30 protein-coding genes, 1 pseudogene and 1 riboswitch are annotated in these 25,935 nt (G+C 66.9%); of the genes and pseudogenes, 23 read left to right on the plus strand and 8 right to left on the minus strand.

Going from position 1 to position 25,935, the window contains the following annotated elements; translation table 11 throughout:
* Positions 1–25: 25 nt before the first annotated feature.
* On the plus strand, positions 26–1,246 hold the full coding sequence (ftsY, locus tag E6A21_RS06830; protein WP_138443402.1) for a signal recognition particle-docking protein FtsY: 1,221 nt from the start codon (positions 26–28) through the stop codon (positions 1,244–1,246).
* A 30-nt stretch (positions 1,247–1,276) separates the two neighbouring features.
* Here ftsY and E6A21_RS06835 read toward each other — a convergent pair whose 3' ends face one another.
* Positions 1,277–2,500, minus strand: coding sequence for an MFS transporter (locus E6A21_RS06835; protein WP_138443403.1), 1,224 nt, complete (start codon positions 2,498–2,500; stop codon positions 1,277–1,279).
* Positions 2,501–2,704: 204 nt separating this feature from the next.
* On the opposite strand from E6A21_RS06835, the gene E6A21_RS06840 reads away from it, so the two are divergent.
* The 4 genes from E6A21_RS06840 (at position 2,705) to E6A21_RS06855 (ending at position 6,462) form a co-directional block, all read left to right on the plus strand.
* Complete coding sequence (locus E6A21_RS06840) at positions 2,705–4,081, plus strand: ammonium transporter (RefSeq protein WP_138443404.1); 1,377 nt, start codon at positions 2,705–2,707, stop codon at positions 4,079–4,081.
* Positions 4,078–4,416, plus strand: coding sequence for a P-II family nitrogen regulator (locus tag E6A21_RS06845; protein ID WP_138443405.1), 339 nt, complete (start codon positions 4,078–4,080; stop codon positions 4,414–4,416). Before E6A21_RS06840 ends, E6A21_RS06845 begins: the two co-directional genes overlap by 4 nt.
* Positions 4,417–4,723: 307 nt before the next feature.
* Positions 4,724–6,127 carry an ammonium transporter gene (locus E6A21_RS06850; protein WP_138443406.1) on the plus strand — a complete coding sequence of 468 codons (1,404 nt, stop codon included), beginning with the start codon at positions 4,724–4,726 and terminating at the stop codon, positions 6,125–6,127.
* The gene (locus tag E6A21_RS06855) at positions 6,124–6,462 is read left to right on the plus strand and encodes a P-II family nitrogen regulator (RefSeq protein ID WP_138443407.1); all 339 of its coding nucleotides are present in this window, start codon (positions 6,124–6,126) and stop codon (positions 6,460–6,462) included. The genes E6A21_RS06850 and E6A21_RS06855 overlap by 4 nt, the downstream gene beginning before the upstream one ends.
* Before the next feature lie 50 nt (positions 6,463–6,512).
* Here E6A21_RS06855 and E6A21_RS06860 read toward each other — a convergent pair whose 3' ends face one another.
* A complete protein-coding gene (locus E6A21_RS06860) occupies positions 6,513–8,039 on the minus strand; it encodes a glucose-6-phosphate dehydrogenase (protein ID WP_138443613.1) in 1,527 nt (508 codons plus the stop codon).
* An 88-nt stretch (positions 8,040–8,127) separates the two neighbouring features.
* Here E6A21_RS06860 and ffh point away from each other — a divergent pair, with 88 nt between their 5' ends.
* Positions 8,128–9,708 (plus strand): signal recognition particle protein, encoded by a 1,581-nt coding sequence (gene ffh / locus E6A21_RS06865; RefSeq protein WP_138443408.1) that lies wholly within the window; start codon positions 8,128–8,130, stop codon positions 9,706–9,708.
* A gap of 57 nt (positions 9,709–9,765) precedes the next feature.
* Here ffh and thiC read toward each other — a convergent pair whose 3' ends face one another.
* Complete coding sequence (gene thiC, locus E6A21_RS06870; protein WP_281281560.1) at positions 9,766–11,532, minus strand: phosphomethylpyrimidine synthase ThiC; 1,767 nt, start codon at positions 11,530–11,532, stop codon at positions 9,766–9,768.
* Between the two features lie 7 nt (positions 11,533–11,539).
* Positions 11,540–11,647, minus strand: a riboswitch (TPP riboswitch).
* A 125-nt stretch (positions 11,648–11,772) separates the two neighbouring features.
* Between thiC and E6A21_RS06875 the strand changes: the two genes are divergently transcribed.
* The 17 genes and pseudogenes from E6A21_RS06875 (at position 11,773) to E6A21_RS06950 (ending at position 23,537) form a co-directional block, all read left to right on the plus strand.
* A complete protein-coding gene (locus tag E6A21_RS06875) occupies positions 11,773–12,666 on the plus strand; it encodes a VOC family protein (RefSeq protein ID WP_138443410.1) in 894 nt (297 codons plus the stop codon).
* A 115-nt stretch (positions 12,667–12,781) separates the two neighbouring features.
* On the plus strand, positions 12,782–13,243 hold the full coding sequence (locus E6A21_RS06880) for a hypothetical protein (protein ID WP_138443411.1): 462 nt from the start codon (positions 12,782–12,784) through the stop codon (positions 13,241–13,243).
* 182 nt (positions 13,244–13,425) lie between these two features.
* Complete coding sequence (gene rpsP, locus E6A21_RS06885; RefSeq protein WP_138443412.1) at positions 13,426–13,824, plus strand: 30S ribosomal protein S16; 399 nt, start codon at positions 13,426–13,428, stop codon at positions 13,822–13,824.
* Between the two features lies 1 nt (position 13,825).
* Positions 13,826–14,068, plus strand: a complete 243-nt coding sequence (locus E6A21_RS06890; RefSeq protein WP_138443413.1) for an RNA-binding protein — start codon at positions 13,826–13,828, stop codon at positions 14,066–14,068.
* Between the two features lie 109 nt (positions 14,069–14,177).
* Complete coding sequence (gene rimM / locus E6A21_RS06895; RefSeq protein WP_138443414.1) at positions 14,178–14,744, plus strand: ribosome maturation factor RimM; 567 nt, start codon at positions 14,178–14,180, stop codon at positions 14,742–14,744.
* Positions 14,745–15,551, plus strand: a complete 807-nt coding sequence (gene trmD / locus E6A21_RS06900; protein WP_138443415.1) for a tRNA (guanosine(37)-N1)-methyltransferase TrmD — start codon at positions 14,745–14,747, stop codon at positions 15,549–15,551.
* Between the two features lie 211 nt (positions 15,552–15,762).
* On the plus strand, positions 15,763–16,122 hold the full coding sequence (rplS, locus tag E6A21_RS06905) for a 50S ribosomal protein L19 (protein ID WP_138443416.1): 360 nt from the start codon (positions 15,763–15,765) through the stop codon (positions 16,120–16,122).
* Positions 16,123–16,161: 39 nt separating this feature from the next.
* Positions 16,162–16,848, plus strand: coding sequence for a signal peptidase I (lepB, locus tag E6A21_RS06910; protein WP_138443417.1), 687 nt, complete (start codon positions 16,162–16,164; stop codon positions 16,846–16,848).
* Complete coding sequence (gene lepB, locus E6A21_RS06915) at positions 16,845–17,630, plus strand: signal peptidase I (protein WP_425471529.1); 786 nt, start codon at positions 16,845–16,847, stop codon at positions 17,628–17,630. Before lepB (E6A21_RS06910) ends, lepB (E6A21_RS06915) begins: the two co-directional genes overlap by 4 nt.
* Before the next feature lie 76 nt (positions 17,631–17,706).
* A complete protein-coding gene (locus E6A21_RS06920) occupies positions 17,707–18,381 on the plus strand; it encodes a ribonuclease HII (protein WP_246036251.1) in 675 nt (224 codons plus the stop codon).
* Positions 18,378–18,701 (plus strand): DUF2469 domain-containing protein, encoded by a 324-nt coding sequence (locus tag E6A21_RS06925; RefSeq protein ID WP_043127802.1) that lies wholly within the window; start codon positions 18,378–18,380, stop codon positions 18,699–18,701. The genes E6A21_RS06920 and E6A21_RS06925 overlap by 4 nt, the downstream gene beginning before the upstream one ends.
* Positions 18,702–18,809: 108 nt before the next feature.
* A complete protein-coding gene (locus tag E6A21_RS06930; RefSeq protein WP_138443419.1) occupies positions 18,810–19,166 on the plus strand; it encodes a YraN family protein in 357 nt (118 codons plus the stop codon).
* A pseudogene (locus E6A21_RS06935) lies at positions 19,163–20,131 on the plus strand (ATP-binding protein); the annotation flags it as partial. The gene E6A21_RS06930 and the pseudogene E6A21_RS06935, both read left to right, overlap by 4 nt.
* A 282-nt stretch (positions 20,132–20,413) precedes the next feature.
* A complete protein-coding gene (locus tag E6A21_RS06940; RefSeq protein WP_171041300.1) occupies positions 20,414–20,998 on the plus strand; it encodes an HNH endonuclease in 585 nt (194 codons plus the stop codon).
* A gap of 877 nt (positions 20,999–21,875) precedes the next feature.
* Entirely contained in the window at positions 21,876–22,766 is an 891-nt protein-coding gene (locus E6A21_RS06945; RefSeq protein WP_138443422.1) for a TIR domain-containing protein, read from the plus strand.
* A gap of 98 nt (positions 22,767–22,864) precedes the next feature.
* Positions 22,865–23,044 carry a hypothetical protein gene (locus E6A21_RS18005; protein WP_212745885.1) on the plus strand — a complete coding sequence of 60 codons (180 nt, stop codon included), beginning with the start codon at positions 22,865–22,867 and terminating at the stop codon, positions 23,042–23,044.
* A gap of 193 nt (positions 23,045–23,237) precedes the next feature.
* Positions 23,238–23,537: a hypothetical protein gene (locus E6A21_RS06950; protein WP_138443423.1), complete on the plus strand. Its 300-nt coding sequence runs from the start codon at positions 23,238–23,240 to the stop codon at positions 23,535–23,537.
* Between the two features lie 102 nt (positions 23,538–23,639).
* Here E6A21_RS06950 and E6A21_RS06955 read toward each other — a convergent pair whose 3' ends face one another.
* From E6A21_RS06955 to E6A21_RS06970, 5 genes are all read right to left on the minus strand, one after another.
* Positions 23,640–23,900 (minus strand): hypothetical protein, encoded by a 261-nt coding sequence (locus E6A21_RS06955; RefSeq protein ID WP_171041297.1) that lies wholly within the window; start codon positions 23,898–23,900, stop codon positions 23,640–23,642.
* On the minus strand, positions 23,854–24,114 hold the full coding sequence (locus E6A21_RS18400) for a DUF3846 domain-containing protein (RefSeq protein WP_425471533.1): 261 nt from the start codon (positions 24,112–24,114) through the stop codon (positions 23,854–23,856). Before E6A21_RS18400 ends, E6A21_RS06955 begins: the two co-directional genes overlap by 47 nt.
* A gap of 23 nt (positions 24,115–24,137) precedes the next feature.
* Positions 24,138–24,323, minus strand: coding sequence for a hypothetical protein (locus E6A21_RS06965; protein WP_138443426.1), 186 nt, complete (start codon positions 24,321–24,323; stop codon positions 24,138–24,140).
* Positions 24,324–24,980: 657 nt separating this feature from the next.
* Entirely contained in the window at positions 24,981–25,118 is a 138-nt protein-coding gene (locus E6A21_RS17785; protein WP_171041301.1) for a hypothetical protein, read from the minus strand.
* 51 nt (positions 25,119–25,169) lie between these two features.
* Entirely contained in the window at positions 25,170–25,907 is a 738-nt protein-coding gene (locus E6A21_RS06970; protein WP_138443427.1) for a DUF4839 domain-containing protein, read from the minus strand.
* Positions 25,908–25,935: the final 28 nt, after the last annotated feature.

Raw genomic sequence — 25,935 nt, forward strand, 5'->3', positions numbered from 1 at the left:
GAGGGCCTGTGAGAAGCTAGGTCTCGTGACAGACCTCTCCGCACTCCTGCCTTTCATCCTCGCCGTGATCGTGCTCTTCATCGTCGCCGGGTCCGTCATCGGGCTCGTCCGCGGTCGCCGCTCGAAGGTGCGCTACACCGGGACGAGGGACGCGAACGACCCCGTCCTCGCGCCCAACCAGCCGAACGTCGCAGGCGGCGACACGGGAGCGCCGACGGCGGTCGCCGAGCCCCCCACGCCGGTCCTCGAGCCCGACGAGGCCGTGGAGGTCCCCGAAGCCTTCGAGCAGCCGAGGGTCGAGGAAGTCCCGACCGAGACGCCGGCCCCAGTGGCGGGGCGCCTCCAGCGACTCCGCGAGCGGCTCGTCAGGAGCAACAACATGCTCGGGAAGGGCCTCCTTGCCCTGCTCTCGAGCGACCGCATCGACGACAACGTGTGGGATGAGGTCGAGGAGACGCTGCTCCTCGCCGACATCGGCACCGAGCCGAGCCTCGAGCTCGTCGAGACGCTCAAGGACCGGGTCAAGGTCATGGGCAGCCGCAACCCCGACGAGGTGCGTGAGATGCTCCGCGAGGAGCTCGTCCGGCTCGTCGATCCCACGCTCGACCGGTCCCTCAACGTCGACCGCAAGGCAGGCAAGCCCGCCGTCGTCCTCGTCGTCGGGGTCAACGGCGTCGGCAAGACGACGACGGTCGGCAAGCTCGCGCGAGTCCTCGTGGCCGAGGACAAGGACGTGCTGCTCGGCGCGGCGGACACCTTCCGGGCGGCAGCGGCCGAGCAGCTTGCGACGTGGGGTGCGCGGGTCGGGGTGCCGACCGTGAAGTCGGACGTCGAGGGAGCCGATCCGGCGTCCGTTGCGTTCGAAGCCGTCAAGGCAGGCATCGAGCAGGAGGCCGACGTCGTCATGGTCGACACCGCGGGGCGCCTCCAGAACAAGGTCGGCCTGATGGACGAGCTCGGCAAGGTCAAGCGCGTCATCGAGAAGCTGACCGAGGTGGACGAGGTGCTCCTCGTCCTCGACGCGACCACTGGCCAGAACGGGCTCAACCAGGCCAAGGTCTTCTCGGAGGTCGTGCGGATCACCGGAATCGTCCTCACGAAGCTCGACGGAACCGCGAAGGGCGGCATCGTCGTCGCGATCCAGAAGCAGCTCGGGGTGCCCGTCAAGCTCGTGGGCCTCGGCGAGGGTCCCGACGACCTCGCGCCGTTCGACGTCGAGGGCTTCGTCGACGCGATCCTGAACTAGCGTCGCCCACCGCCGACGGCGGGTGCCCGCTCAGGCGCGCACCCGCCGTCGGCGTCCTGCCCACACGGGCATAGCCAGGAGCAGGCACACGCCCGAGGCCGCAAAGGCCCAGACATACCCGACACGGTCGGCGAGGATCCCCGCGAGCAGTGGGCCGACGATGCTTCCGACGTCGGAGGCCATCTGGAAGACGGCGAGCGGGGCGCCGCCGCTCCGCTCGCGGCCGATCGTGTCCGCGACCGTCGCCTGGAGGGCCGGGCTGAGGAGCCCCGCGCCGAAGCCCGCGACGACGGAGAGCGCGAACAGGACGGGCTCGTTCGTGCTCAGCCCCATGACGCCCGTAGCCGCCGCGGCGGACGCCAGCCCCGAAAGTGCGAGGGGACGCCGCCCCCACGTGTCGGCGAGCCGTCCCGAGAACGTCAGCGCGGCAGCCGTCCCGAGGGCGAAGAGCGCAAGCGCGAGCCCTGCGGCTGCCGGCGCGGCGCGCAGCGCCTGCGCCGCGAACAGCGGAACAAGCGCCATGCGGATCCCGAGCGTGGCCCAGCCGTTCGCGAAGTTGGAGACGAGTGCCGCGCGATACGGAGGAAGCTCGAGGGCCTCGACGAGACGGAGCGGGGGGAGCGCGGTACGCGGAACCGCGTCAGGACCGCGGCCGAGCAGGATTCCCACGATCGACGCCGCGACGACGAGGGTCCCTGCGTAGACGAGGAACGGCACCCGCAGCCCGAACCCTGCGAGCAGGCCGCCGACAAGCGGCCCAGCGATGCTCCCGAGCAGGAACGACGACGCGTAGAGGCCGCTCACGCGCCCCCGGGCCTCAGGGGGAGCGAGCCGCACGATGAGCCCGGACGAGGAGATCGTGAACATCGTCGAGCCGAGGCCGGCCAGCCCCCGGAACAGGAGCAGCTGCCAATAGCTTCCGGCGAACGCGCACGCACCCGTGAACACGGCGACCGTCAGGACGCCCACAACGTACACGGGGCGCTCTCCGAGCCTGTTGACGAGGCTCCCCGCACTCGGCGCGAGGACGAGCCGGGTGAGGGCGAAGGCGCTGACGATGATGGACGCGGCAGTCGCGCCCACCCCGAAGCTCGCCGCGAACTGCGGGAGGACGGGAGACACGAGGCCGAAGCCGATCGCGATCGCGAAGGCTGCGACCACGAGCACCCAGACGTCCCTGGGAATCGGTGCACGGGGAGCGCGCCCGTCCCGGCTGGCAGGGCGGAGCAGCGTCCGGAAGGCAGGTCTGGGCATGCCACAAGAGTACGAAACACAGCCGAAACGAAGTTGTCACGCGACCTTAATTTCCAGGGCCAACTTGTAACGGCCGGGCAATTTCGGCCGCGAGCGGACGAAACACCGCGGCGTCAGTCTTTTCTCAGTGGCTCGTCTGGCCGCCGAGGCAGCGGCGGGGACGGGCCAGGCGTCCCCCGTTCACCCCTCGAAAGGCAACTCACCATGAATGCTGGCGATACCGCCTGGGTCCTCGCATCAGCAGCGCTCGTGCTGCTGATGACCCCTGGGCTTGCGTTCTTCTACGGAGGCATGACCCGTGCCAAGTCCGTCCTCAACATGATGATGATGAGCTTCGGCGCCATCGCCCTCGTGGGCGTCCTGTGGGTGCTGATCGGCTACTCGATGTCGTTCGGCACGGACGCCTTCGGGGGCCTCATCGGCAACCTCGACAAGTTCGGCCTCCACGGCGTGCTGTCGACGGGCAAGGACATGCCGCTCCAGGGCACGATCCCCGAACTCGCCTTCGTGGGCTTCCAGGCCGTGTTCGCGATCATCACGGTCGCGCTCATCTCCGGCTCCATCGCCGACCGGGCGAAGTTCGGCTCGTGGATGGTCTTCGCGGCCCTGTTCGCGGTCCTCGTCTACTTCCCGGTCGCTCACTGGGTGTTCGACGCCAACACGTCCGGCGGGAGCTTCGTCGGCGGCTGGCTCAACCACCTCGGGGTGATCGACTTCGCAGGCGGTACAGCCGTCCACATCAATGCCGGCGCCGCGGGCCTAGCGCTCGCGCTCGTCCTCGGCAAGCGCAACGGGTTCGGCAAGGACCCGAACCACCGCCCGCACAACCTCCCGTTCGTCATGCTCGGTGCCGGCCTCCTGTGGTTCGGCTGGTTCGGCTTCAACTCGGGCTCGGCCCTCGCGGCCAACGGCACGGCGGCGTTCACCTGGATCAACACGCTCGTGGCGCCCTGCGCCGCGACCCTCGGCTGGCTCCTGGTGGAGAAGATCCGCGACGGCCACGCCACGTCCCTTGGCGCAGCCTCGGGCGCGGTCGCCGGTCTCGTTGCGATCACCCCGGCCTGTGCGGCGGTCTCCCCGCTCTGGGCGATCATCCTCGGCGTCCTCGCCGGCGCGGTGTGCGCGCTCGCCGTCGGCCTCAAGTACCGCTTCGGCTATGACGATTCGCTCGACGTCGTGGGCGTCCACATGGTCGGCGGCATCGTCGGCACGCTCTTCATCGGTCTCGCGGCGGGTCCCGGTGCCCCTTCGGGGGGAACCGGCCTCTTCTACGGGGGCGGGTTCGACCTGCTCGGCAAGCAGGCCATCGGTGCCTTCACCGTCCTCGGGTACTCGTTCATCGTCTCGCTCCTCATCGGGCTCGCGATCAAGGCCACCATCGGATTCCGGGTCACGAACGAGGCCGAGGAGGCCGGCGTCGACATCGCGATCCACGCGGAGACGGCCTACTCGTCGGCCGCCTCGGGCGGCAACGGCTTCCACCCGCTCGGCGGCAAGGAGGCGGCGAGCGAGGAGATCTCGCGCTTCAACGCCGACGATCTGCTCACCCAATCCACGAAGGCAGGGAAGGTCACTTCATGAAGCTCATCACCGCGATCGTCCGGCCGGAGAAGCTCGACGCCATCCGGGAAGGCCTCGAGTCCTACGGGGTCCAGGGCCTGACAGTCAGCTCGGCAAGCGGCTACGGCCAGCAGCGCGGCTACACGGAGGTGTACCGCGGCGCAGAGTACAGCGTCGACCTCCTCCACAAGGTCCGGATCGAGGTCCTCTCGACCGACGAGCAGACGGACGACATCCTCGACGTGATCATCACGACGGCGAACACCGGCCGGGCAGGCGACGGCAAGGTCTGGACGGTGGATGTCCACGAGGCAATCCGGGTCCGGACCGGTGAGCGCGGGGCGGCCGCGATCTAGCGGTGCTGCCCAACGGCACGCGGACGACGGCGGGGCGCACCCGCCGTCGTCCGCTGGCTTGGATGGATTTGCCTAGATCCACTGGCCCGATCCCCTGGCCCGGAATCACGCGGACGAAACATGGCGGAAACACACGCGTGACCCCGGCTTAACGTCCGGGGCAAACTTGTAACTTTCGGGCAACACGGACGGTGAGAACCCGAAACACCAGCGCGGGAATCTGGTCCCAGTGGCCCTTCCGTCCACCGCCTCCGAGCGGTGGGGAAGGGCCCGACTACCGCCCCCGTCTGGAAGGCCCGCTCGGCTCATGAATGCTGGAGATACCGCCTGGGTTCTCGTTTCGGCAGCCCTCGTCCTGCTCATGTCACCGGGACTCGCGATCTTCTACGGCGGCATGACCCGGGTGAAGTCGATGCTCAACATGATGATGATGAGCTTCGGGGCCCTCGCCGTGATCGGCGTCCTGTGGGTCATGGTCGGCTATTCGATCTCGTTCGGCGACGACGCGTTCGGGGGCCTGTTCGGCAACCCGTTCGAGTTCTTCGGGCTGCACGGACTCCTTTCGACCGGAAAGGACATGCCGCTCGTCGGGACCATCCCGGAGATCGTCTTCGTCGGCTTCCAAGGGGTCTTCGCGACCGTTACGGTCGCCCTCGTCTCGGGCGCCATCGCCGACCGCGCGAAGTTCGGCTCGTGGATGGTGTTCGCAGCACTGTGGGGCGTCCTCGTGTACTTCCCGGTCGCCCACTGGGTGTTCGACGGCTCCAAGAACTCGGCCGGGACATTCGTGGGCGGCTGGCTCAACCACCTCGGCCTCATCGACTTCGCGGGCGGGACGGCGGTCGAGGTCAACGCGGGGGCGGCGGGCCTCGCGCTCGCCCTCGTCCTGGGCAAGCGCCTGGGCTTCGGCAAGGATCCGAACCACCGCCCCCACAATCTTCCGCTGGTCATGCTCGGCTGCGGGCTGCTCTGGTTCGGCTGGTTCGGCTTCAACGCAGGCTCGGCGCTCGCCGCCAATGGCACGGCGGGATACGTGTGGATCAATACCCTCGTGGCCCCGTGCGCGGCGGTCCTGAGCTGGCTCCTGGTCGAGAGGCTCCGCGACGGCCACGCGACGTCGTTCGGCGCGGCTTCCGGCGCGATCGCCGGCCTCGTGGCGATCACCCCCTCCTGCGCCTCCCTCTCGCCCCTGTGGTCGATCGTGCTCGGCGCCGTGGCGGGGGCCGTGAGCGCCCTGGCCGTGGGACTGAAGTACCGCTTCGGCTACGACGATTCGCTCGACGTCGTCGGCGTCCACCTCGTCGGCGGCATCGTCGGCACTCTCTTCATCGGACTCGCCGCGAGCCCCGGGGCGCCCGTGGGCGGGGCAGGCCTGTTCTACGGCGGCGGTTTCGGGCTCCTCGGCCGGCAGGCGCTCGGCACGGTGTCGGTCCTCGGATACTCGTTCCTGGTCTCGCTTGTGCTGGCCTACGCGATCAAGGCAGTCATGGGCTTCCGGGTCGCCAAGGAGGTCGAGGAGGTCGGCGTCGACCTCGCGATCCACGCAGAGACCGCCTACCACTCGGGCTCGTCGGCGGCCGGCGGCTTCCACCCGCTCGGCGAACGCGGCCCGGTCGGCGACGGTCTCGGCTTCGAGGACGACGAGCTCGTCGCCGGGCACCGTGAGCGTCAGCTCATTCACAGCGGCAGCGGCGCGAAGGCGGGCGCATGAAGCTGATCACAGCGATCGTCCGGCCGGAGAAGCTCGACGCCATCAGGGAGGGCCTCGAATCCTACGGCGTCCAGGGCCTCACGGTGAGCCGGGCGAACGGCTACGGCCGCCAGCGCGGCTACACGCAGGTGTACCGAGGTGCCGAGTACAGCGTCGACCTCCTCCCCAAAGTGCGCATTGAGGTGCTCGCCGCGGAGGACCAGTCCGAGGACATCCTCGACATCCTCATCACGACGGCGAACACAGGCCGGGCCGGCGACGGCAAGGTCTGGGTCATCCAGCTCGACGAGGTGGTCCGGGTGCGGACGGGCGAGCGCGGGCCCGACGCGATCTGACGCGCGGGCCCGCCGCCGTCCGACACGCTCCAGACCGACGGGGGAGGAGCCTATGCGTCGCCTGCCGTCTCGGGGCCGCTGAGCCCCGTGCCCGTTCCGTCCTCGCCCGGGGCCGACGTCGCCCAGCTCGACGGCCCGAGGCTGCCCGCCGGGTAGGTGTCCAGGGGAACCTCGCCGGCCGCCCAGGCATTCAGCACGGGCTCGACCACCTGCCAGCAGCTCTCCGCCGTGTCCCCTCGGACGGAAAGGAAGGGGTCCCCGTTGAGGACGCCGTCGAGGACCTCGCCGTAGGGCAGCAGATCGGTCGCGTTGAGTTCGGAGTTGAGCGTGACGCGGTCGAGGGTCAGGATGTCCCCGGGGCCGTTGACGTCGACGTCGAGCTGGAGGACGTCGGGGCCGAATCCGATGCGGAGCCGGTTCGGTTCGTCCACCCCGATGAAGCCCTCCGGGAGGTGCGGCACCGGCTTGAACGTGATGACGGCCTCTTTGCGCTTCGTGCCGAGCGCCTTGCCCGAGCGGAGGATGAACGGGACGCCGGCCCAGCGCCAGCTTGCAAGCGTGACAGTCACTTCTGCGAGCGTCTCCGTTTCGCGAGACGCGTCGACGCCGGGCTCCGCAGTGTAGTCCGGGATGTCGCGGTCCCCGATGCGACCGGCGGTGTACCGGGCGCGGCGTGTGGTCTCCGAGAAGGGCTCTTGGATACGCGCGGCCCGCAGGACGGCACTGATCTGGTCCCGCAGGTCGCGCTGGTCGAGCTTCGCCGGCGCGTCCATGGCGAGGATCGCCATGACGTGCAGGAGGTGGCTCTGGACCATGTCCCGCAGCGCACCAGCCCGGTCGTAGTAGCCCGCGCGGCCCTCGAGGGCGAGGTCCTCGTCGAAGAAGACCTCGACCTTCTCGATGTGGTCGCGGTTCCACACCGGCTCGAGGAAGTTGTTCGCGAAGCGCAGGCCAAGGATGTTCAGGACCGTTCCCTTGCCCAGGAAGTGGTCCACCCGGTGGATCTGCTGTTCGGGGAGGAGCGAACGGAGCGTCTCGTTGAGCGCCGCAGCCGAGGCCTCAGAGGTGCCGAACGGCTTCTCGAGGACAAAGCGGGTCCCGGGCGGAAGCTCGCCGGGCGCGAGGGCCTCGCAGGCCTTCTCCGTGATGTGGGGCGGGAGGGCGAAGTAGACGGCCACGGGCGCCTCGAGCTTCCCGAGGGCGCGTGCGAGCTCGCCGGGAGCGGTGACGTCGAGCTGCTCGTACCGGGATTCCCGGCGGATCCGCTCGAGTTCCTCCCGGCCCTCAGGAGCGGCGTCCGCGAGCGCGTCCTCCGTCGCGTCGTGCACGCGCTGCGACCATTGGTCCTCTGTCCAGGCCTCGGCCCCGGCTCCCGTCACCGAGAGCCCGGCGTGGCGGCCGGTGGCGATGAGGCGCGCGAGGCCGGGGAAGAGCAGGCGGCCGGTGAGGTCGCCTGAGGCCCCGAGAATGAGGAGGCTCCGCACAGGCTGGGGAGACCAGTTGCGCTCTGCGATCGACGGCGCGGTGGATCTGCTGTTCTTTTCGTCTGCAGTCTGGGTCGTCACGGTGCCCAGCATGTCACCGCACACGTGCCGTTGGTACCCTAGTCATTGGCAGATCCGTCGATTGGCGGGCAACTCACAGGACTGAAAGCGACTCCGTCACGTGTTCAACTCCCTCTCGGACCGTCTGACTGCGACGTTCAAGAACCTCCGCGGCAAGGGCCGCCTGAGCGAAGCCGACGTCGACGCTACCGTCCGCGAGATCCGGCGCGCCCTGCTCGACGCCGACGTCGCCGTTCCCGTGGTGCGCGATTTTGCGGCCCGCGTGCGCGAACGCGCCCTGGGCGCCGAGGTAGCCGCCGCCCTCAACCCGAGCCAGCAGGTCGTCAAGATCGTCAACGACGAGCTCGTCACGATCCTCGGCGGCGAGACGCGCCGCATCCGCCTCGCGAAGAATCCTCCGACCGTGATCATGCTCGCGGGCCTCCAGGGTGCGGGCAAGACGACGCTTGCGGGCAAGCTCGCGAAGTGGCTCAAGGGCCAGGGGCACTCGCCGATCCTCGTCGCGGCGGACCTCCAGCGGCCCAACGCCGTCACACAGCTCCAGGTGGTCGGCAACCGTGCCGGCGTCCCGGTCTACGCCCCGCACCCGGGGGTGCAGTCCGAGTTCGAAGCCGCGACGGGCGATCCGGTCGGCGTCGCACGGGGGGGCGTGGAGGAAGCCCGCCTGAAGCTGCACGACGTCGTCATCGTGGACACCGCGGGCCGCCTCGGCATCGACGCCGAGCTCATGCAGCAGGCTGCGGACATCCGCGCCGCGGTGAACCCGGACGAGGTCCTGTTCGTCATCGACGCGATGATCGGCCAGGACGCCGTCAACACCGCGAAGGCGTTCGAGGAAGGCGTCGACTTCACCGGCGTCGTCCTCACGAAGCTCGACGGCGACGCCCGCGGTGGCGCGGCCCTCTCCGTCGCGTCCGTCACGGGCCGCCCGGTGATGTTTGCGTCCACTGGCGAGGGCCTCGACGACTTCGAGCTCTTCCACCCTGACCGCATGGCGTCCCGCATCCTCGACATGGGCGACGTCATGACGCTCATCGAGCAGGCGGAGAAGAACTGGGACCGGGACGAAGCCGCCCGGATGGCGAAGAAGTTCGCCGACCAGGAGGACTTCACCCTCGAGGACTTCCTCGCCCAGATGCAGCAGATCCGCAAGATGGGCTCGATGAAGAAGCTGCTCATGATGATGCCGGGCGCTGCCCAGTTCCGGCAGCAGCTCGAGCAGTTCGACGAGCGCGAGATCGACCGGGTCGAGGCGATCGTCCGGTCCATGACGCCGCACGAGCGCGTCGCGCCGAAGATCATCAACGGCTCGCGGCGCGCGCGCATCGCACGGGGTTCCGGCGTGCACGTCTCCGAGGTCAACGGGCTTCTCGAGCGCTTCGGGCAGGCCCAGAAGATGATGCGGCGCATGGCCGCGGGAGGCGGCATCCCCGGAATGCCCGGGATGCCGGGGACGGGCGGGGGCTCGCGGAAGCCCGCCGGCAAGAACAACAAGAAGAAGGCCCGCTCGGGCAACCCCGCGAAGGCGGCCCAGCAGCTCCGCGAGGCCGAGCAGCGCCGGGCGGCCGGGGCGGCGAACGCCGTCACGACGGGCTCCTCCTTCGGCCAGCAGGCCTCCGAGGACTTCGACCCGGCGTCGCTCAACCTGCCCAAGGGCTTCGACAAGTTCCTCGGCAGCTGACACTGCGCGGCGACGAGAGGGCCCGGCCGTGAAGCCGGGCCCTCTCGTCTTTCCGACTCAGTCTGGCGTGCCGACCGTGATCGTCTCGGGCAGGTAGACCTTGCCGCCCCGCGCGACGAACTCGGCGCTCTTCTGCTTCATGCCCTCCGCGATTCCGGCGATGGCTTCCTGCGCCTGCTTCGAGCCGAACTCGTTGCGGATGTCCTGGGAGATGCGCATCGAGCAGAACTTGGGACCGCACATCGAGCAGAAGTGGGCTGTCTTCGCGGGCTCGGCGGGCAGGGTCTCATCATGGAACGCCTCGGCCGTCGCGGGGTCGAGCGAAAGCGAGAACTGGTCCCTCCAGCGGAACTCGAAGCGCGCCTTGGAGAGGGCGTCGTCGCGCTCGTGGGCTCCCGGATGGCCCTTCGCGAGATCGGCGGCATGCGCCGCGATCTTGTACGTGATGACCCCGGTCTTGACGTCGTCCTTGTTGGGCAGGCCCAGGTGCTCCTTCGGAGTGACGTAGCAGAGCATCGCGGTCCCGTAGCGCGCGATCTCCGTTGCCCCGATCGCGGAGGTGATGTGGTCGTACCCGGGCGCGACGTCGGTCACGAGCGGCCCGAGCGTGTAGAACGGGGCGCCGTCGCACAGCTCCTGCTGGCGCTCGACGTTCTCGCGCACGAGGTGGAACGGGATGTGGCCCGGGCCCTCGACCATGACCTGCACGTCGTACTCCCACGCCCGCTTCGTGAGCTCGGCGAGCGTGTCGAGCTCGGTGAACTGCGCGGCGTCGTTCGCATCGGCAGTCGAGCCGGGCCGGAGGCCGTCGCCGAGGGAGAAGGCGACGTCGTACTGGGCGAAGATCTCGCAGAGCTCGTCGAAGTGGGTGTAGAGGAAGTTCTCCTGGTGGTGCGCGAGGCACCAGCCGGCCATGATCGAGCCTCCCCGGGAGACGATGCCCGTGACGCGGTCGGCCGTGAGGGGAACATAGCGCAGCAGGACGCCCGCGTGGATCGTCATGTAGTCGACGCCCTGCTCGCACTGCTCGACGACGGTGTCGCGGAAGACCTCCCACGTGAGGGCCGAGGCGTCCCCGCTGACCTTCTCGAGCGCCTGGTAGATGGGCACGGTGCCGATGGGCACGGGGGAGTTGCGGATGATCCACTCGCGGGTCGTGTGGATGTCGTCGCCCGTCGAGAGGTCCATGACCGTGTCGGCGCCCCACTTCGTGGCCCACTGCAGCTTGTCGACTTCCTCGGCGATCGACGACGTCACGGCCGAGTTGCCGATGTTGGCGTTGATCTTCACGAGGAAGGCCCTGCCGATGATCATCGGCTCGGACTCGGGGTGGTTGATGTTGCTCGGGATGATGGCGCGGCCGGCCGCTACCTCGCTGCGCACCAGCTCGACGTCGCACCCCTCGCGGAGGGCGACGTAGCGCATCTCCGGCGTGACGACGCCGCGCCGGGCGTAGTGCATCTGGGTGACGCGGCGGCCGTTCCTGGCGCGCCGAGGAGCCGGCCGTGCGCCCCGCCACTCGGCGGAGGGGGCGCCGCGCCGCTGCGCTGAGCGGCCGTCGTCGAGCAGGTTCCGCGCGCGGCCCTCGTAGGCCTCGGTGTCGCCGCGCTCCTCGATCCAGCCCGCGCGGTACGGCGCGAGGCCGATCACCGGATCGCTCCCCGGACCGGCCGTGCGGTAGACCCGCAGAGGCGCGTTGGGGGAGCCGTCGGGCGAGTCGTCGAGCGCGATCTCCGTGACGGGCACCCTCAATCCATTGGCGTCGTCCTCAAGGAACGCGAGCGAGTGGGCGGGGTGCTGCTCTGTGGGTGCAGAAGGGCTCACAGCTTCTTCCAAAGGAGTTCTCACTTCCTACGCCGGCATGACCCGGACAGGTTCGACGGTCGCAGGCCGCGTCAGCCTGATCTCAGCCCTTGCGAGGGCACCCGTGTGGACAATCACGCAGGCTAGCAGACTGCCGCCCTGGGGGCTGGATGAGTCCTCGACCTGCGGGAACAATCCTTCTTGCTTGAATGTTCAACTAAACGTAGTCTAGGAAGCAAGCCATCCATCTGAGGAGCAACCATGAGCACGCCGTCCAGCCTCTCCACCCCGAGCCAAGACCTCCTGCCGGCAGACCTCAGCATGGGCACCGTCATGCTCAAGGTCGGGGACATGAATCTCATGCTCGACTACTACCAGCGCGCGCTCGGGCTCGTGCCCCTCAGCGAGTCCCTTGGCGGCGTGTACCTCGGGCGCGGGGCAGTCCCGATCATCCATCTGAGCCCCGCCGCCGGCCTGCAGGTCCCCGGGCGCGGCGAAGCAGGCCTGTTCCACACTGCGATCCTCTTCGACAGCCGCTCCGACCTCGCCGCCACGGTCGCGACCGCCGCCCAGTACGACCCCCGCCTCTTCGCGGGCAGCGCCGACCACCTCGTCTCCGAGGCGTTCTACTTCACCGACCCCGAGGGCAACGGCGTCGAGCTCTACTTCGACAAGCCGCGCAGCACGTGGCAGTGGCAGGGCAACCAGGTCGTTATGGACAGCCTTCCCCTCCCGCCACAGGGCTTCCTCCAGGCGAACCTGACCGAGCAGGCCGTGAGCGAGCAGAACGAGTCTGCAGCCGGAGTCGGGCACGTCCACCTCCAGGTCGGCGACGTCGCGACCGCGCACGGGTTCTACGTCCAGACGCTCGGGTTCGAGCAGACGGCCGGATGGCACGGCCAAGCCCTGTTCGTGTCTGCCGGAAAGTACCACCACCACATGGCCATGAACGTCTGGAACAGCCGCGGCGCGGGCCCGCGCAAGGACACTTTGGGGCTTGGGGAGGTCCTCATCCAGGTTCCGGGGAGCGACGACATCCTCGCCGCTGCGGACCGGCTCAAGGCGGCCGGGGTAGCGACCCAGCACGACGGGCTCGAGCTCCGCTTCGAGGATCCCTGGCGGAACCGCATCCGCATGGCGTCCGTGGCAGCCTGACCACTCCTGCGTTACGCTCGACGTGTCCGCGGTCTCCGCGGGCACGTTGCCCGTCCCACAGCCAGTTTCGCGGGGCCCGGCCGGGCCCGGCAGCTGCCCGATCGAGGGGGATACTGTGTCAGCTCCCAGCCCGTTCGCCGAAGTCTTCGTATCGACTCACACCGAGGCAATCCGCCGTGCCGCGGACCTCGACTCCGGAACCGCCGCAGACGTGGACGGCAGCGGAGTCCGCATTCCCGGCGTCTCCGACTACGAGATCGAACAGCTCGGGACGCTTGTGGGGGCCGCGGTGCACGCCGCGGGCGCCGACTACGAGCTCACCATGGTCGACGTCGCAAGCGACACCCTGCTCGCCGTCCCGTCCGCGATGGTCCGGGCCCTTGCCGAGCTGCTCGCCTACGAGACGGATGAAGGGGAGGGAGACGCCGTCGAACGCGTCGCGGCCGCGTGGGTCGACCAGGAGGACCTGCCGTTCGATGCCCAGGAGGCCTACGGCTACGTCGAGCAGCTCGCCAAGCTCGCAGCCGACGTGGATGACTCAAATCAGCAGGAGCTCTTCGTCTGGGCGGGCTCCTGACGCGCGTCGCCCCGCGAATCGCAAAATGCCCTGGCCGTCTGGCACAATAGAGGTGTACCCGACTGGCGCGGCCCCTCTCTCCGCGTGCGTCGCGTCCACCAGAGCCCGCCCGAGTATGGCCCGCCCCACGGGAGCAGAAAGCGCGAGTTCGCCCTTTTCCAGAAACAGGAGTGACCACACCCGTGGCCGTTAAGATTCGCCTCAAGCGCTTCGGCAAGATGCGCCAGCCGTTCTACCGCATCGTCGTCGCGGACTCGCGCACCAAGCGCGATGGCCGTGCCATCGAGGAGATCGGCAAGTACCACCCGATCGAGGATCCCTCGTTCATCGAGGTCAACTCCGAGCGTGCGCAGTACTGGCTTTCCGTCGGCGCCCAGCCGACCGAGCAGGTTCTCGCCCTCCTCAAGGTGACCGGCGACTGGCAGAAGTTCAAGGGCCTCCCGGGCCAGGAGGGCACCCTCAAGGCGCCGAAGGCAAAGGAATCCTTTGTCGCGCCTGAGAAGGACTCCGTGATCCGTCCGGAGGCGCCGAAGGCTTCGACGCCCGCCGAGGCACCGGCCGAGACGACCGAGGCTGAGTAGTTTGCTGTCCGACGCGCTCGAGCACCTCGTCCGCGGCATCGTGGACAACCCGGACGACGTCACAGTGGAGGCGAAGAACGGCCGCCGCGGTGACGTCCTCGAGGTCCGCGTCCATCAGGACGACCTGGGCCGCGTGATCGGCCGTCAGGGCCGCACGGCCCGTGCGCTGCGCACAGTCGTCGCCGCCCTCGCCGAGGGCGATTCGGTGCGCGTCGACGTCGTCGACACGGACCGGCGTCGCTAGGCGCCGGACTCGCATCAACAGCTGAAGGCCCCGGCCCCTCCGCCCGCTTGAGACGGCTGAGGGGCCGGGGCTTTTCTGCGCATCAACATCAGCACGAGGAGAGGAAGACATGCAGGTTCGCGTCGCGCGCATCGGCAAGCCACACGGCATCCGAGGCGAGGTGACCGTGCAGGTCCTGACGGACTCGCCCGAGGACCGCTTCGCCCACGGCGCCGTGTTCGACGTCGATCCCCCCTCGCATGGGTCGCTCACCGTGCGCTCCGCGCGCTGGAACAAGGACATCCTCGTCGTCGGATTCGAGGAAGTCGCCGATCGCAACCGGGCTGAGGAGCTGCGCGGCGCAACGCTCTCCATCGACACCGACGAGGTCGAGGACGGCGACGACGAGGGCTGGTACGAGCACGAGCTCGTGGGGCTTGAGGTGCGGGTCGACGGCGAGCGCGTGGGAACCGTATCGGCGCTCCAGGTGATGCCCGCCCAGGACCTGCTGGTCGTCGACACTCCGAACGGCGAGGTGCTCGTCCCCTTCGTCGAGGAGATCGTGCCCGACGTCGACCCGGAGGGGGGCTTCGTCGTCGTCGTTCCGCCGGCAGGACTGTTCGAGCTCAATGCCGAGCCGAGCGTGCCTGCCCAAGGCGGCGGCGCGACCGGGGACGACGGCGGGGAAGACGCCTAGATGCGTATCGACGTCGTCAGCATCTTCCCCGAATATCTGGCGCCGCTCCGCCTGTCCCTGCTGGGCCGCGCTCAGGAGGACGGCATCCTCGAGCTCGAGGTGCACGATCTCCGCGACTTCACGTTCGACCGGCATCGCACCGTCGACGACACGCCCTACGGCGGGGGCGCAGGCATGGTCATGAAGCCCGAGCCCTGGGCTCTCGCGCTCGACGCGGTCCTCGCGGCGCAGACCGCGTACAGCGACCCCGAGGGCCACGGGGTGCGGCCCACCCTCATCGTTCCCTCGCCCGCAGGCGAGGTGTTCACCCAGTCGCTCGCGTACGAGCTCGCCGAAGAGCCGACGCTCGCCTTCGCCTGCGGGCGCTACGAGGGCATCGACGAGCGGGTGCTCGACTGGGCGGCCGAGCGGTTCCGGGTTCGGCCTGTGAGCCTGGGCGACTACGTGCTGAACGGCGGCGAGGTGGCCGTCATGGCCATGGTCGAGGCGATCGGCCGGCTCCTTCCCGGGGTCGTGGGGAATCCCGAGTCGCTTGTGGAGGAGTCGCACTCCGATGGGCTCCTCGAGTACCCGGTCTACACGAAGCCCTCGTCCTGGCGCGGGCTCGACGTTCCGGAAGTCCTCCTGAGCGGCAACCACGGGCGGGTTGCGAAGTGGCGCCGTGAGCAGCAGCTGCGGCGCACCGCGTCACGCCGCCCCGAGCTGCTCGACGGAGTGGACGCGTCCCAGTTCAGCGGCGGGGAGCGCGAGGTCCTGCGCGAACTCGGGTATGGCGTGGACGAGAGCGGGCGGCTCGCGCGCGCCTGACGAGCGGCCTGCTGCAAGGGCGATTCGCGCGCCGAGGGCACCCCGTGGCAAAATAGAGCGTTGCGCCCGCCGGGTTCGGACTCTGCCACAGGGGAGCCGGCCAACGGCTTGGGCGTCCCGCCTCCGGGTCATCCGGCCGGCGGGTGAGAGCACGGGCCCTCGGGTCCGCGACTGAAGCGATTGACCTGTGGCAGTCGCCAGGAGAAGCATCATGCATCATCTCGACGCTGTCGACGCCCCCTCCCTGCGCTCCGACATCCCCTCCTTCGGCCCCGGCGACACCCTCAAGGTGCACGTCAACATCATCGAAGGCAAGAACTCCCGTGTTCAGGTCTTCCAGGGCTTTGTCATCGGCCGTCAGGGCCACGGCGTCCGCGAGACCTTCACCGTCCGCAAGGTTTCCTTCGGTGTGGGTGTCGAGCGTACGTTCCCGGTTCACTCCCCGATCATCGAGAAGATCGAGGTCGTGACGAAGGGCGACGTCCGCCGTGCGAAGCTCTACTACATGCGCGAACTCCGCGGCAAGGCCGCGAAGATCAAGGAGAAGCGCGACTACAGCTCGGCCAAGTAAAACCCTCTTGGTGGGCACAGTCTCAACAGCTGACGCGTCGTGACCGCTCAGGCAGACACCGACCGCAGCAACCGGTCCGAGCGCCGGCCCAGGCTTCTGGGCTGGCGCTCGGCGCTTCTCGGCGTCGTCGTCGCGCTCATCGTGTGGAGCCTCATCAGGGCCTTCGTCGTCGACGTCTTCTACATTCCGTCCGGCTCGATGGAGCCCCTGCTCCAGCCCGGAGACCGCGTCGCCGTCTCCCGCACTGCCTTTTCTTCCCGGCCCATCGAACGGGGCGACGTCGTCGTCTTCGATGGGCGCGGTTCGTTTGCGCCGCTCGACAGCGGGCGCGGCTGGATCGGTGACGCGCTGCAGGGCGCGGGGGAGTGGCTCGGAGTCGTGCCCACCGAGACCGTCTACGTCAAGCGGGTCATCGGCGTCGCGGGGGACCACGTCGCGTGCTGCAGTCCGGACGGGCGGCTCACCGTCAATGGAAAGCCGATCGACGAGCCGTACCTCTACCGTGGCGATGCTCCGAGCTCGATGAAGTTCGACGTCGTCGTGCCTTCGGGGCGCCTGTGGCTCCTCGGCGACCACCGGTCCGATTCGGTGGACTCGCGCGCACTCCTCGGGGCGCCCGGCGGCGGCCTGATCCCGGTCGGCCGTGTCATCGGCGCGCCCGTCGCCATTCTCTGGCCCCTTGATAGATTGGGGCCGATGACCACCACTCCAAAGGAGGTCCGGTGACCCACGGGGCCGAGACAGGACCGCACGACGCCGAGCAGCGCCCCTCCGCTGAGGATCCACGGGACGATCTGGACGCGCCTGATCCCGTAGACCCCGTGCCGGAGGACAAGCACCGTCGAGGCGGACTGCTCTCATGGATCCGTGAGGTCGCCCTCATCCTCGTCATCTCGATCGTCCTCTCGTTCGTCATCAAGACGCTCTTCTTCAAGGCGTTCTTCATCCCGTCAGAGTCGATGGTGCCGACGCTCGAAGAGAACGACCGGATCTTCGTGAACCTCATGGTTCCCCGCAACTTCGCCCTCCAGCGCGGCGACGTCGTCGTCTTCAAGGACACGAAGGGGTGGCTCCCGCCGTCGACCGACGGCGTGCAGAACTGGTTCCAGAAGAGCCTCGAGTTCATCGGGCTGCTTCCGGACACGTCGCAGCAGTACCTCGTCAAGCGCCTCATCGGCCTGCCGGGCGACCACGTCGTGTGCTGTGACGCCCAGCAGCGCGTCACGGTCAATGGCGTGGCGCTTGTCGAGCCCTACGTCAATCCCGCCGAGGTGCCGCGGCCGGTGCCGTTCGACGTCGTCGTTCCCGCCGGGGAGGTGTGGGTCATGGGCGACAACCGCAACCACTCGTCCGACTCGAGGTTCCACAACGCGGCGCAACCGGGGAATGGCTTCATTGACGAGAAGGACATCGAGGGCCAAGCTGTCGTTATCGCCTGGCCGCTCAACCGGCTGGGGACGTTGAGCAACTACCCGAGTACCTTCTCTTCCATTCCCGCACCCCACTGACATGACAGCCCTCGAGTCAGCACGCGTCCGGCCCCCGTCGCGAAAGCCCGCCGCCCCCGCACCCACACTGAGGTACGTGCGCCAGCTTGCGGTCGAGCACGGCCCGCTCGTTGCCGGGTGCGACGAGGTCGGCCGTGGGGCCCTTGCGGGTCCTGTCAGTGTCGGCGTGGTTGTCGTCGATGCGCGCACGGTCCGGACACGCACCGTCCTGCGGGACAGCAAGCTGCTCACGCCGGAGAAGCGCGTCGAGCTCGTGCCGCTTGTGAGGACTTGGGGTGTCGCAAGTGCCGTCGGGCACGCGAGCGCCGACGAGATCGATGCGTACGGGCTCATGGAGGCCCTCCGGCTCGCGGGCACGCGCGCTCTGGCCGAGATCGCGTCCGCGGGCGTCGTCCCGGATGTCGTTCACCTCGACGGCAACTACGACTGGCTCGGCCGCGGGGGCCAGAACGCCCTCTTCGGGGATGCTGTCGCCGCGCCGATGACGCCGGTTCGCACGATGATCAAGGCCGATCTGAAGTGCCAGGCCGTCGCCGCCGCGAGCATCCTCGCGAAAGTCGAGCGGGACACGCTCATGATGCAGCTCGGTTCCGAGGATCCGCGCTTCGGGTGGGCGGTCAACAAGGGCTACGCGACGCCGGAGCATCGCGCGGCCCTCCTCGCATTCGGTCCGACCGGCTGGCACAGGCGCAGCTGGAATCTCGAAGGCGGCGCGGTGCTCCTCGAGGACGATGGGAAGATAGAACTATGAGCGCTGAAGACCTCGAGAACTACGAGACGGACATGGAGCTCCAGCTCTACCGCGAGTACCGTGACGTCGTCTCGCTGTTCAGCTACGTCGTGGAGACCGAGCGCCGGTTCTACCTGGCCAACCACGTCGACCTTCAAGCCCGGTCCGCGGACGGCGAGGTCTACTTCGACCTGACCCTCCAGGACGCGTGGGTGTGGGACGTGTACCGCAGCGCGCGCTTCGTGAAGAGCGTCCGAGTCATCACGTTCAAAGACGTCAACGTCGAGGAGCTGCCGAAGGTGGAGGACCTCGCGCTTCCCAAGGACGGTCTCGGGACGTAGCCGGGCGCGGCTTGAGGCTTTGGTCCTCCACAGGGGCCGAAGCGGCGTTTTCCCCACATAGTTTCTGAACCGGCTGTCGGCTGTCCGGCCAGCGGGAATGCTGGCCGTATGAGGGCGAAGGACAGACTCGGTCAGCGTGGTGAGCGGCTCGCCGAGGACTACTTGAAGGCGAGCGGTGCCGTCATCCTGGATCGCAATTGGCGGTGCCGGGACGGGGAACTTGACCTTGTGGCGCTCGACGGCGCGGTGCTCGTCGCGGTCGAGGTGAAGTCACGCTCGTCCTGGGACTTCGGGCATCCCTTCGAAGCGGTCGACGACGCGAAGCTCGCCCGGGTCGCGCGCCTCGCCGCTGCGTGGGCCAAGGAGCATCGACTGCAGCGCGCCCGACGCCGCGTGGACGTGATCGCCGTGACAAGGCCGGAGGCGGCTTCGCCGTTGGTGGAGCATCTGCGGGGCGTCGCGTGAGCGGGGTGGGGCGTGCGCTGGGGATCGGGCTGGTGGGGCTGAACGGGTTCGTGGTGGAGGTCGAGTCGGACATCGGGCAGACGCTTCCGGCGTTCGTGCTGCTCGGCCTTCCGGATTCGGCGTTGAACGAGGCGAAGGAGCGGGTGAGGTCCGCGGCGCAGAACTCGGGCCTTCCGTTGAGCCGGCGCAAGATCACGGTCAACCTCATCCCGGCGTCGCTGCCGAAGCGGGGTACCGGGTTCGATCTGGCGATCACTGTCTCCGCGCTGGCCGCTGCGGGGGATATCCGTCCTCCTGCGGATACGGTCTTCGTCGCCGAGCTCGGCCTGGACGGACGGCTGAGGCCCGTCCAGGGGGTCCTGCCGGCGGTGATGGCGGCGGTCCGGGCGGGCTACCCGGATGTGGTCGTTGCGTCGGCGAACGAGGCGGAGGCGCGGCTCGTGCCGGGGGCGCGGGTGCGTGCGTATGGGAGCCTTGGGGCCCTCGCGCTCGACCTCGGTGCGGACCCGCTGAGCGTGGTCGTTCCGGAGGGGTCCGGGCGCGGTGCTCCGGCGGCTCCGGCGGGGGAGGGCGAGGTCGGTGGCGGGTCTGGCCGGGTGGGTCCGGACCTGCGTGATGTGGCGGGTCAGCAGGAGGCGCGGGCCGCGCTCGAGGTGGCGGCGGCCGGAGGGCATCACATCCTGATGCTGGGGCCTCCGGGTGCTGGCAAGACGATGCTGGCCGAGCGGCTTCCGGGGATCCTTCCGGATCTGGATGACGAGGCGGCGATGGAGGTCACGGCAATCCACTCGCTCTCGAGCCGGCCGAGTGCGACGCGCGAGCTCGTCCGCCGGCCGCCCTTCGAGAGCCCCCACCACACGGCGAGCCCGGCAGCGATCGTCGGCGGAGGGGCGGGGATCGCGCGTCCCGGGGCGGCTTCGCGCGCGCACCGCGGCGTCCTGTTCCTCGACGATTCAAGGGAGTTTATACACTCCCCGGTGGCAGCACAACATGGCGTCACCGCAAGGTCCCGCCTCGCGATCAGGATACCGAATTAAGAGATCGGATACCAGATACGTAGGAATCGACTCTTAACTGGGGATTCAACCGGCGCGACGACGGAAGAGGTTGGCGGCTTTTGCCGTCTTCGTCACATAGGGGCAAGCCAAAGAAACAAAGGCTGCCTGTGCATCAGGCACCGCAAGCCGGAAATGTCGCACCCTGTGGGCTATTTTGGATTCCAGCAACTTCGATCCGTAGGGGGGACAGTGGCGCTTCGTCGCGTTGATTCGGCCAAGCTTGTCCATGAGCCAGGGTGGTTCGGCAAAGGACCGTTCGTCATGGTCCTCGGCCGGCGCGAGTTCGACGTGGGACGGCAGCGCAAGTGGAAGCAAGAAGAGGTCGACAACTTCTGGGACGCCGCCACGAGGTACCCCGCATGGATCGCGACGACTAACGGAGTCCGGTACTGGCTCTTCCGCGGTCGCATCTTCTCGGAGAACGAGCACCTAGACCAAGGTGAGGTGTACGCGCTCCTCGTGTCTCGCGACCAGTACAACCAGCGCAAGGTCGATCGAGCCGTAGCAGCGGTTCAACAGGGAAGCACGCGCACCGCGCCGAACCGACGCCAGGGCATTCCCGATGAGGTGAAGCAGTACGTCTGGCAGCGGGACGGTGGCCGTTGCCGCAACTGCTGGACCGACACCGAGCTTCAGTTCGACCACATCATCCCCGTCGCCATGGGCGGCAGCAGTGAGCCTGAGAACCTCCAGCTCCTCTGCGGACCGTGCAACCGAGCCAAGGGTGCCGGCCTGACCAACCGTGGGGTACCGCCGGGGCCGACCTGGGGCTAGATCCTGTTGGTGACCGACGCAGAAGCCGTAGTTTAGGCGCATGACTAGCGAACCCACCGGAATCTGTTGGTGTGGATGCGGGACCGAGGTCGGACCAGGCTCCTACTTCGCCCCAGGGCACGACCGTGTCGCCGAAGCAGCGGTCTTGGCAGCCCGATATGGGAACTCGGTGCAGCAACTCGTCGAGAAGCACGGATTCGGGCCGGACAAGAGTGTCCGGGAGGCAGCGGTTCAGAGCGGCCGCTGGGAGCGGTGTCAGGCCCCGGGTTGCGACTTCGTTGGTTCCCCTTTTAGCCTCCACATGCATCGCAACAGGGAACACCACTAATCTCAGCGGGGGGATGGGCTTCAAATCCGGCATCCATCAACGGATATGGACGTGCGCGTCCTCGTGATTTAGGCAACATGCCCATCACGTTCATTTCCCGGCAACCTCCGGAGTGGGACGCTTGGTCTTGTCGCAGGAACTGCGACCTCGGACCTAACGAAAGAGGACCCGTGGCAGCGGGTCCTCTTCTCCGGCTCGAGGCCGATACGGGCAGCTCGCGTGCCGCTCCGAAATGGGTTCTACGTTCCTCACTGTAGGGGGACTCCATGGGCTTACGCCAGAAGGCACGCTTGCGAATCCCGGATGTTGCGCAGGGGAGGAGGAACCGATGCACATCAACGGGAAGGACATCGCCGCTATCGTGATCGCCGTGCTGCGGCTGATCAAGGCCGTCATCCAGCTGGTCGCCGACAACACGAAGTAAGTGCGACATGAAGTAAGTGCGACGGTTGGCCCCGGGCTGTTCCGGGGCCAACCACTCCACGGCGGTGCACGAGTCAAATTAGACTCTCACCAGTATCAAAGCGTCTCTCATGGGGGTAGTAGGTCTTGAAGGTCTTCATCAGCTGGTCCCAAGACTCGTGCGAGTTTGCCGGCGCCCTCAAGAAGGTTATGAGGCAGCTCTTCGATACTGTTGAGACCTTCTTCAGCCCGGAGATCCCCGCCGGTGAGCAATGGCTCAACATGATCGAAGAAGAGCTAACGGACACGGACTTCGGGATCATCTGTGTGACGCGCCAGAACCAGCTCGCCCAGTGGCTGAACTACGAAGCCGGCGCCTTATCCCGCCAGGTGGGAGATCGGCGCAAGAGGCTGGGGGTCCTGCTCCTTGATTTCGAGAACACGAACGACGTCGCGGGTCCATTCAAGAACTTCCAGATGAAGATGGCCACGCCGGAGGGCTTCAAGGGCCTGATGAAGTCGGTCAACGAGCTGGGCCCGAACATTGATCTAGACGTCCTTGATGGTCGTATCGCCGGGGCATGGCCGCTCCTTGACGAGGCTCTCACCGCCCTGAGGAGCAGTGGACCGGCACCGAAAGTACCAGTGCGAAAGCTCGACGAGAAGGTCGACGAGCTGCTGACTCTCGTGCGCGGGTTCGACAAGTCGCTGAACGCCCCCGTGATCGCACCATTCGTCGTCTCGCCCGAGGAACGTGAGCAGGGCCGGGAGTTCATTTCTAGGCTCTACAAGCTGATGCGCGGGCGCGATGTTCATCTGTCATTCCGCCCTCTCGATGAGTCGACCAACGTGCTCGACGTCTCACTTGCCGTAAGCGCTCAGGATCGCCGCTCGATCGAGGGGTACTATCGAGCTTTCTTCCCCGATGACACGAAGAGGCTCGTGATCATGGACACCGCTTGGAAGGATCGCTTCGCGGTCGCTGCCGAGCAAGAACCCGAGGAGTCCATGCTGGCCAGTGAGTACAGCGATCTGTGATTCGCGCACAAGGGCAGCACTTCCCTTTAGGTAACGAAAAAACTGGAGCCAATATAGTCTCCGCTACCCTTTCACCGGGGGAAGCGCCACAATCGAGTATGTGCGCCATTATCGTCGGTGTTCTCGCCTTCATCGTCGCCTCCGCTCTGGCTAACTTTCTCCATATATCGGTGCTTTGGTTCGTCGTCGGAGTGCCGGTCGCAATCTTCGGGTACGTGCTCTACGACGTGTTCTGGGACCCTACCGCCCGAAAACAGCGGCGAGAGCTGTACAAGTAGCCGGATCTTCGACACGGAGCGGAACGCCGCTTGCTGCGGTGCTTTTCGCGAGGTACTCGGCTAGGTTGAAAGACGGATTCATCTACTTCTATTTTACGAAATTCTTGACGAAATTGATAGGTCGCCTCTCAATAAGGGCCAGGAAGACCGGTAATCAGCCGGACTTCGCACCTAGCCCTGAAAGGGGAGAGCAATGGGGTTTCGCCAGATACGCACTTCCGACATCACCGGCGCGACGATTGACGACAACAAGGTGATCACCGTGGTCGTCCGAGCAGCTGGCAAGCAGTTCGACACGACGGCTGAGGAGATCGCGCCGCTCAAGCGGGTCACCAACGTCGTCCAGCTGGAACTCAAGCACGCGAACGGCAAGACCGAGGAGATCCTCGTCGACAAGGCCGACTTCGACAAGCTCGTCACGGCCGATGTCCTGAAGCGGGCAGACAGTTTGCGAGGGAGGAGGCAAGGTTATAGCCCGAAGAACGGTGGCTGACCCCAACCTTGGCCCTGGTCTTGCGCTCGAGTTATCGCGCGGGGCTAGGGCCTTTCACTTTGCATTGAAAAAGGGCAGCTCGCTAGGGGCTGCCCTCTCTCATCACGCAGGAATGACACGCACGTCGTTGACCAAAGCCCATTTTGAGGCGAGAACCTGGCCGTGGTTGTATGCCTCCCCGACGTCGTTGAACCGACGCAGGCTGCCACTCCATCTGTTCGTGTCCTCGATGGTGGTCACCTGGACGCGGTACGTCTCGGTGTGGAAGAAAAGGTCGATCAGCTCGTCCGGGACGGCCTGCGTATCGCCCTCCTCTTCAGCCGGCCGGCCCACGATCAGGACATCGCCCATAAGCGCGTCCATGCCGCCATCTGGTCAGATGAGTCCAGAGCGCGAGCGTGGCACGACGGTTGAGGGGAAGTCCCACGCTCTTACCGTCCTCATTGATGACTAGCGTTGCGTCGGGTCGATCGATGGCCAGGACTTCGATGTAGCCGCCGACACCCTTCTGCATGTCCGCCAGTCCGTCCACGTCGATCAGCTCGATCGGCTGGGACTCCTCAGCTGGGATCTTGATTGCCTGAGCCGAACTTGACGGGTCTACGCGGCCTCATCGCGGTCTCGTGGCGCCTCGCGCTGAAGTAGCTCAAAGACGATGTGGACGATCTCGCGCTGTGTGGCAGCGAGCCGATCGGGGGAGTGCCTGATGGCTTCGACGCTGCCGAGCAACTCTGCGTAGCGCGTCTCAAGGTATGCGGATGGTGACTCTTGAATGTGGTCGATCATGTTGGTTTCCTAGTTCCGCCGGCCAAGTCGTTTGGTAAGCGGGACTAGGTGCATCAATGCGAGTGCTGATGCATCCAGCGGGCCACGGAGGTGTACAAAAGATAGTTGTAGTTACTAAATGATAGTGGTGTGGCCCTTGCAAAAATAGATGTTTCGCTTGCGGGGGTGTGAACCCGTGCGAATAAGCTGCCAGCAGACGACTGCGAGTCCTCTGCTCTTCACGCGCCAGGTGAGGGTGGGCATCACCTGACGCTTGAAGAACCAAGGAAAGGGGTGCTGACGGCGAATGTCATAGCCGTCGCGGTCTGTGCCCCGTCCTAGATACTTTGGAGAATATCACTAAAAGAAGGTGGGCGAGGCACCCTAGAAAGGGCGAGCACTGCTTCTACTTGGTAGCTTGCTGGCGTTTTAGATTCAGTTTGTGAAGCTCGACGAAGAACTGTTCTGAGGGCAGTGCTTCGTAACTGAGCGTGATGCTAGATAACTTACTGATAGATCACCTCCTGACGCACAGTGTGAAGTATCACGTCCATTTTTGCAGTACAGGTTCATGAGTATTGCAGTTAGCAGAGGTGCCGACGGAAGGAAATGTGGAAAAGTCTGTCGGACAGAAGTGCTTGGGGGCGGCCAGCCTGCTCGAGCTGGCCACCCTCGGCGCTAGACCTGCTTCACCTGGAGCAGCTGCCATCCCTCGGGCACCCTGGCCTGGATGAGTTCGAACGCCTCCTGGTAGGCGCCGGCTTCGACCTCGATTTCTCTTGTCTCTGTGGGGCGGATGGTGCCACCAACTTTCACTCGTTCGACACTAGCGCCCTGCGGGGCACGACGGCCCTCGCCGCTCCGGTGTCACCGAACGGCGGTTGAGACTGGAGAGAGGTAGAAGAGGTTGCCGCTGGAGTTGTAATCGCCAACGTCGGCGACGAGGTGGACGTTATCTCTCTGGGCGACCGAAGGCTGCGTTCCGGTGAGATGCATTTGAACCATGCTGACGCCGTTGTACTGGAAAGCCGGCCCCACCTGATGGTCTGCACTGTAGTTTCCAGCAGTGATCAACACGTCATACACATATTTGTCGCCATCGTGACTCGATAGCAGAGTGATGTTTCCATCGAACTCGATCGTCCGTCCCTGGTACTTCGCAGCGAAATCCTCTTGCTGCTTCTCGGACGGTTCCGGTGCGGCCAGAAGCGCTGCGAGATCTGCATTGTTCTGGACGGTCAGATTCTGCACCGCCGGGGTCGCCGACGTTGCGGACGTCGACGGGGCAGAGGTGGCCTTCTCGCTCGCTACAACTGCGACGTCAGATGCGGACGCCGTCGGCGCAGCGGTAGCCCCGCCACCATGTGTTGCGTCTACTGTGATGCCGACGATAGCGAGGACCAGAAGCAAGGCCGCACCCGCTCCTATGAGCTTCAGCGGCAGCTTGGCCTTTACGCGCCGGAACTCCATCTTCGTCCGCAGCAGCTCCTGGTTCTGGGAGACAAACTCCCAGCCTTCCTTCTCCCACTTCGCCCTCGTCCTGGCTTCTGCGCCACGAATCGTCTGGACGTTCTTGACCTCGTACTTTGGCTGTTCGTCAGCCATGCGGCTTCCCCCTAGTCCCTCACTGCTG

The sequence above is a fragment of the Sinomonas susongensis genome (assembly GCF_005877005.1).
GTDB classification, from domain to species: domain Bacteria; phylum Actinomycetota; class Actinomycetes; order Actinomycetales; family Micrococcaceae; genus Sinomonas; species Sinomonas susongensis.

Excerpts from the sequence above, each read along its gene's own strand:
- E6A21_RS06835 (WP_138443403.1), bottom strand. The coding sequence starts at position 2,500 with ATGCCCAGACCTGCCTTCCGGACGCTGCTCCGCCCTGCCAGCCGGGAC.
- E6A21_RS06930 (WP_138443419.1), top strand. The coding sequence starts at position 18,810 with ATGAGGGCGAAGGACAGACTCGGTCAGCGTGGTGAGCGGCTCGCCGAG.
- E6A21_RS06925 (WP_043127802.1), top strand. The coding sequence starts at position 18,378 with ATGAGCGCTGAAGACCTCGAGAACTACGAGACGGACATGGAGCTCCAG.
- E6A21_RS06950 (WP_138443423.1), top strand. The coding sequence starts at position 23,238 with ATGGGGTTTCGCCAGATACGCACTTCCGACATCACCGGCGCGACGATT.
- trmD (WP_138443415.1), top strand. The coding sequence starts at position 14,745 with ATGCGTATCGACGTCGTCAGCATCTTCCCCGAATATCTGGCGCCGCTC.
- E6A21_RS06845 (WP_138443405.1), top strand. The coding sequence starts at position 4,078 with ATGAAGCTCATCACCGCGATCGTCCGGCCGGAGAAGCTCGACGCCATC.
- E6A21_RS06860 (WP_138443613.1), bottom strand. The coding sequence starts at position 8,039 with ATGCTGGGCACCGTGACGACCCAGACTGCAGACGAAAAGAACAGCAGA.
- E6A21_RS06965 (WP_138443426.1), bottom strand. The coding sequence starts at position 24,323 with ATGATCGACCACATTCAAGAGTCACCATCCGCATACCTTGAGACGCGC.
- E6A21_RS06970 (WP_138443427.1), bottom strand. The coding sequence starts at position 25,907 with ATGGCTGACGAACAGCCAAAGTACGAGGTCAAGAACGTCCAGACGATT.
- E6A21_RS06850 (WP_138443406.1), top strand. The coding sequence starts at position 4,724 with ATGAATGCTGGAGATACCGCCTGGGTTCTCGTTTCGGCAGCCCTCGTC.
- E6A21_RS06955 (WP_171041297.1), bottom strand. The coding sequence starts at position 23,900 with ATGGACGCGCTTATGGGCGATGTCCTGATCGTGGGCCGGCCGGCTGAA.
- E6A21_RS18005 (WP_212745885.1), top strand. The coding sequence starts at position 22,865 with ATGTGCGCCATTATCGTCGGTGTTCTCGCCTTCATCGTCGCCTCCGCT.
- rplS (WP_138443416.1), top strand. The coding sequence starts at position 15,763 with ATGCATCATCTCGACGCTGTCGACGCCCCCTCCCTGCGCTCCGACATC.
- rimM (WP_138443414.1), top strand. The coding sequence starts at position 14,178 with ATGCAGGTTCGCGTCGCGCGCATCGGCAAGCCACACGGCATCCGAGGC.
- E6A21_RS06875 (WP_138443410.1), top strand. The coding sequence starts at position 11,773 with ATGAGCACGCCGTCCAGCCTCTCCACCCCGAGCCAAGACCTCCTGCCG.
- E6A21_RS06840 (WP_138443404.1), top strand. The coding sequence starts at position 2,705 with ATGAATGCTGGCGATACCGCCTGGGTCCTCGCATCAGCAGCGCTCGTG.
- E6A21_RS06855 (WP_138443407.1), top strand. The coding sequence starts at position 6,124 with ATGAAGCTGATCACAGCGATCGTCCGGCCGGAGAAGCTCGACGCCATC.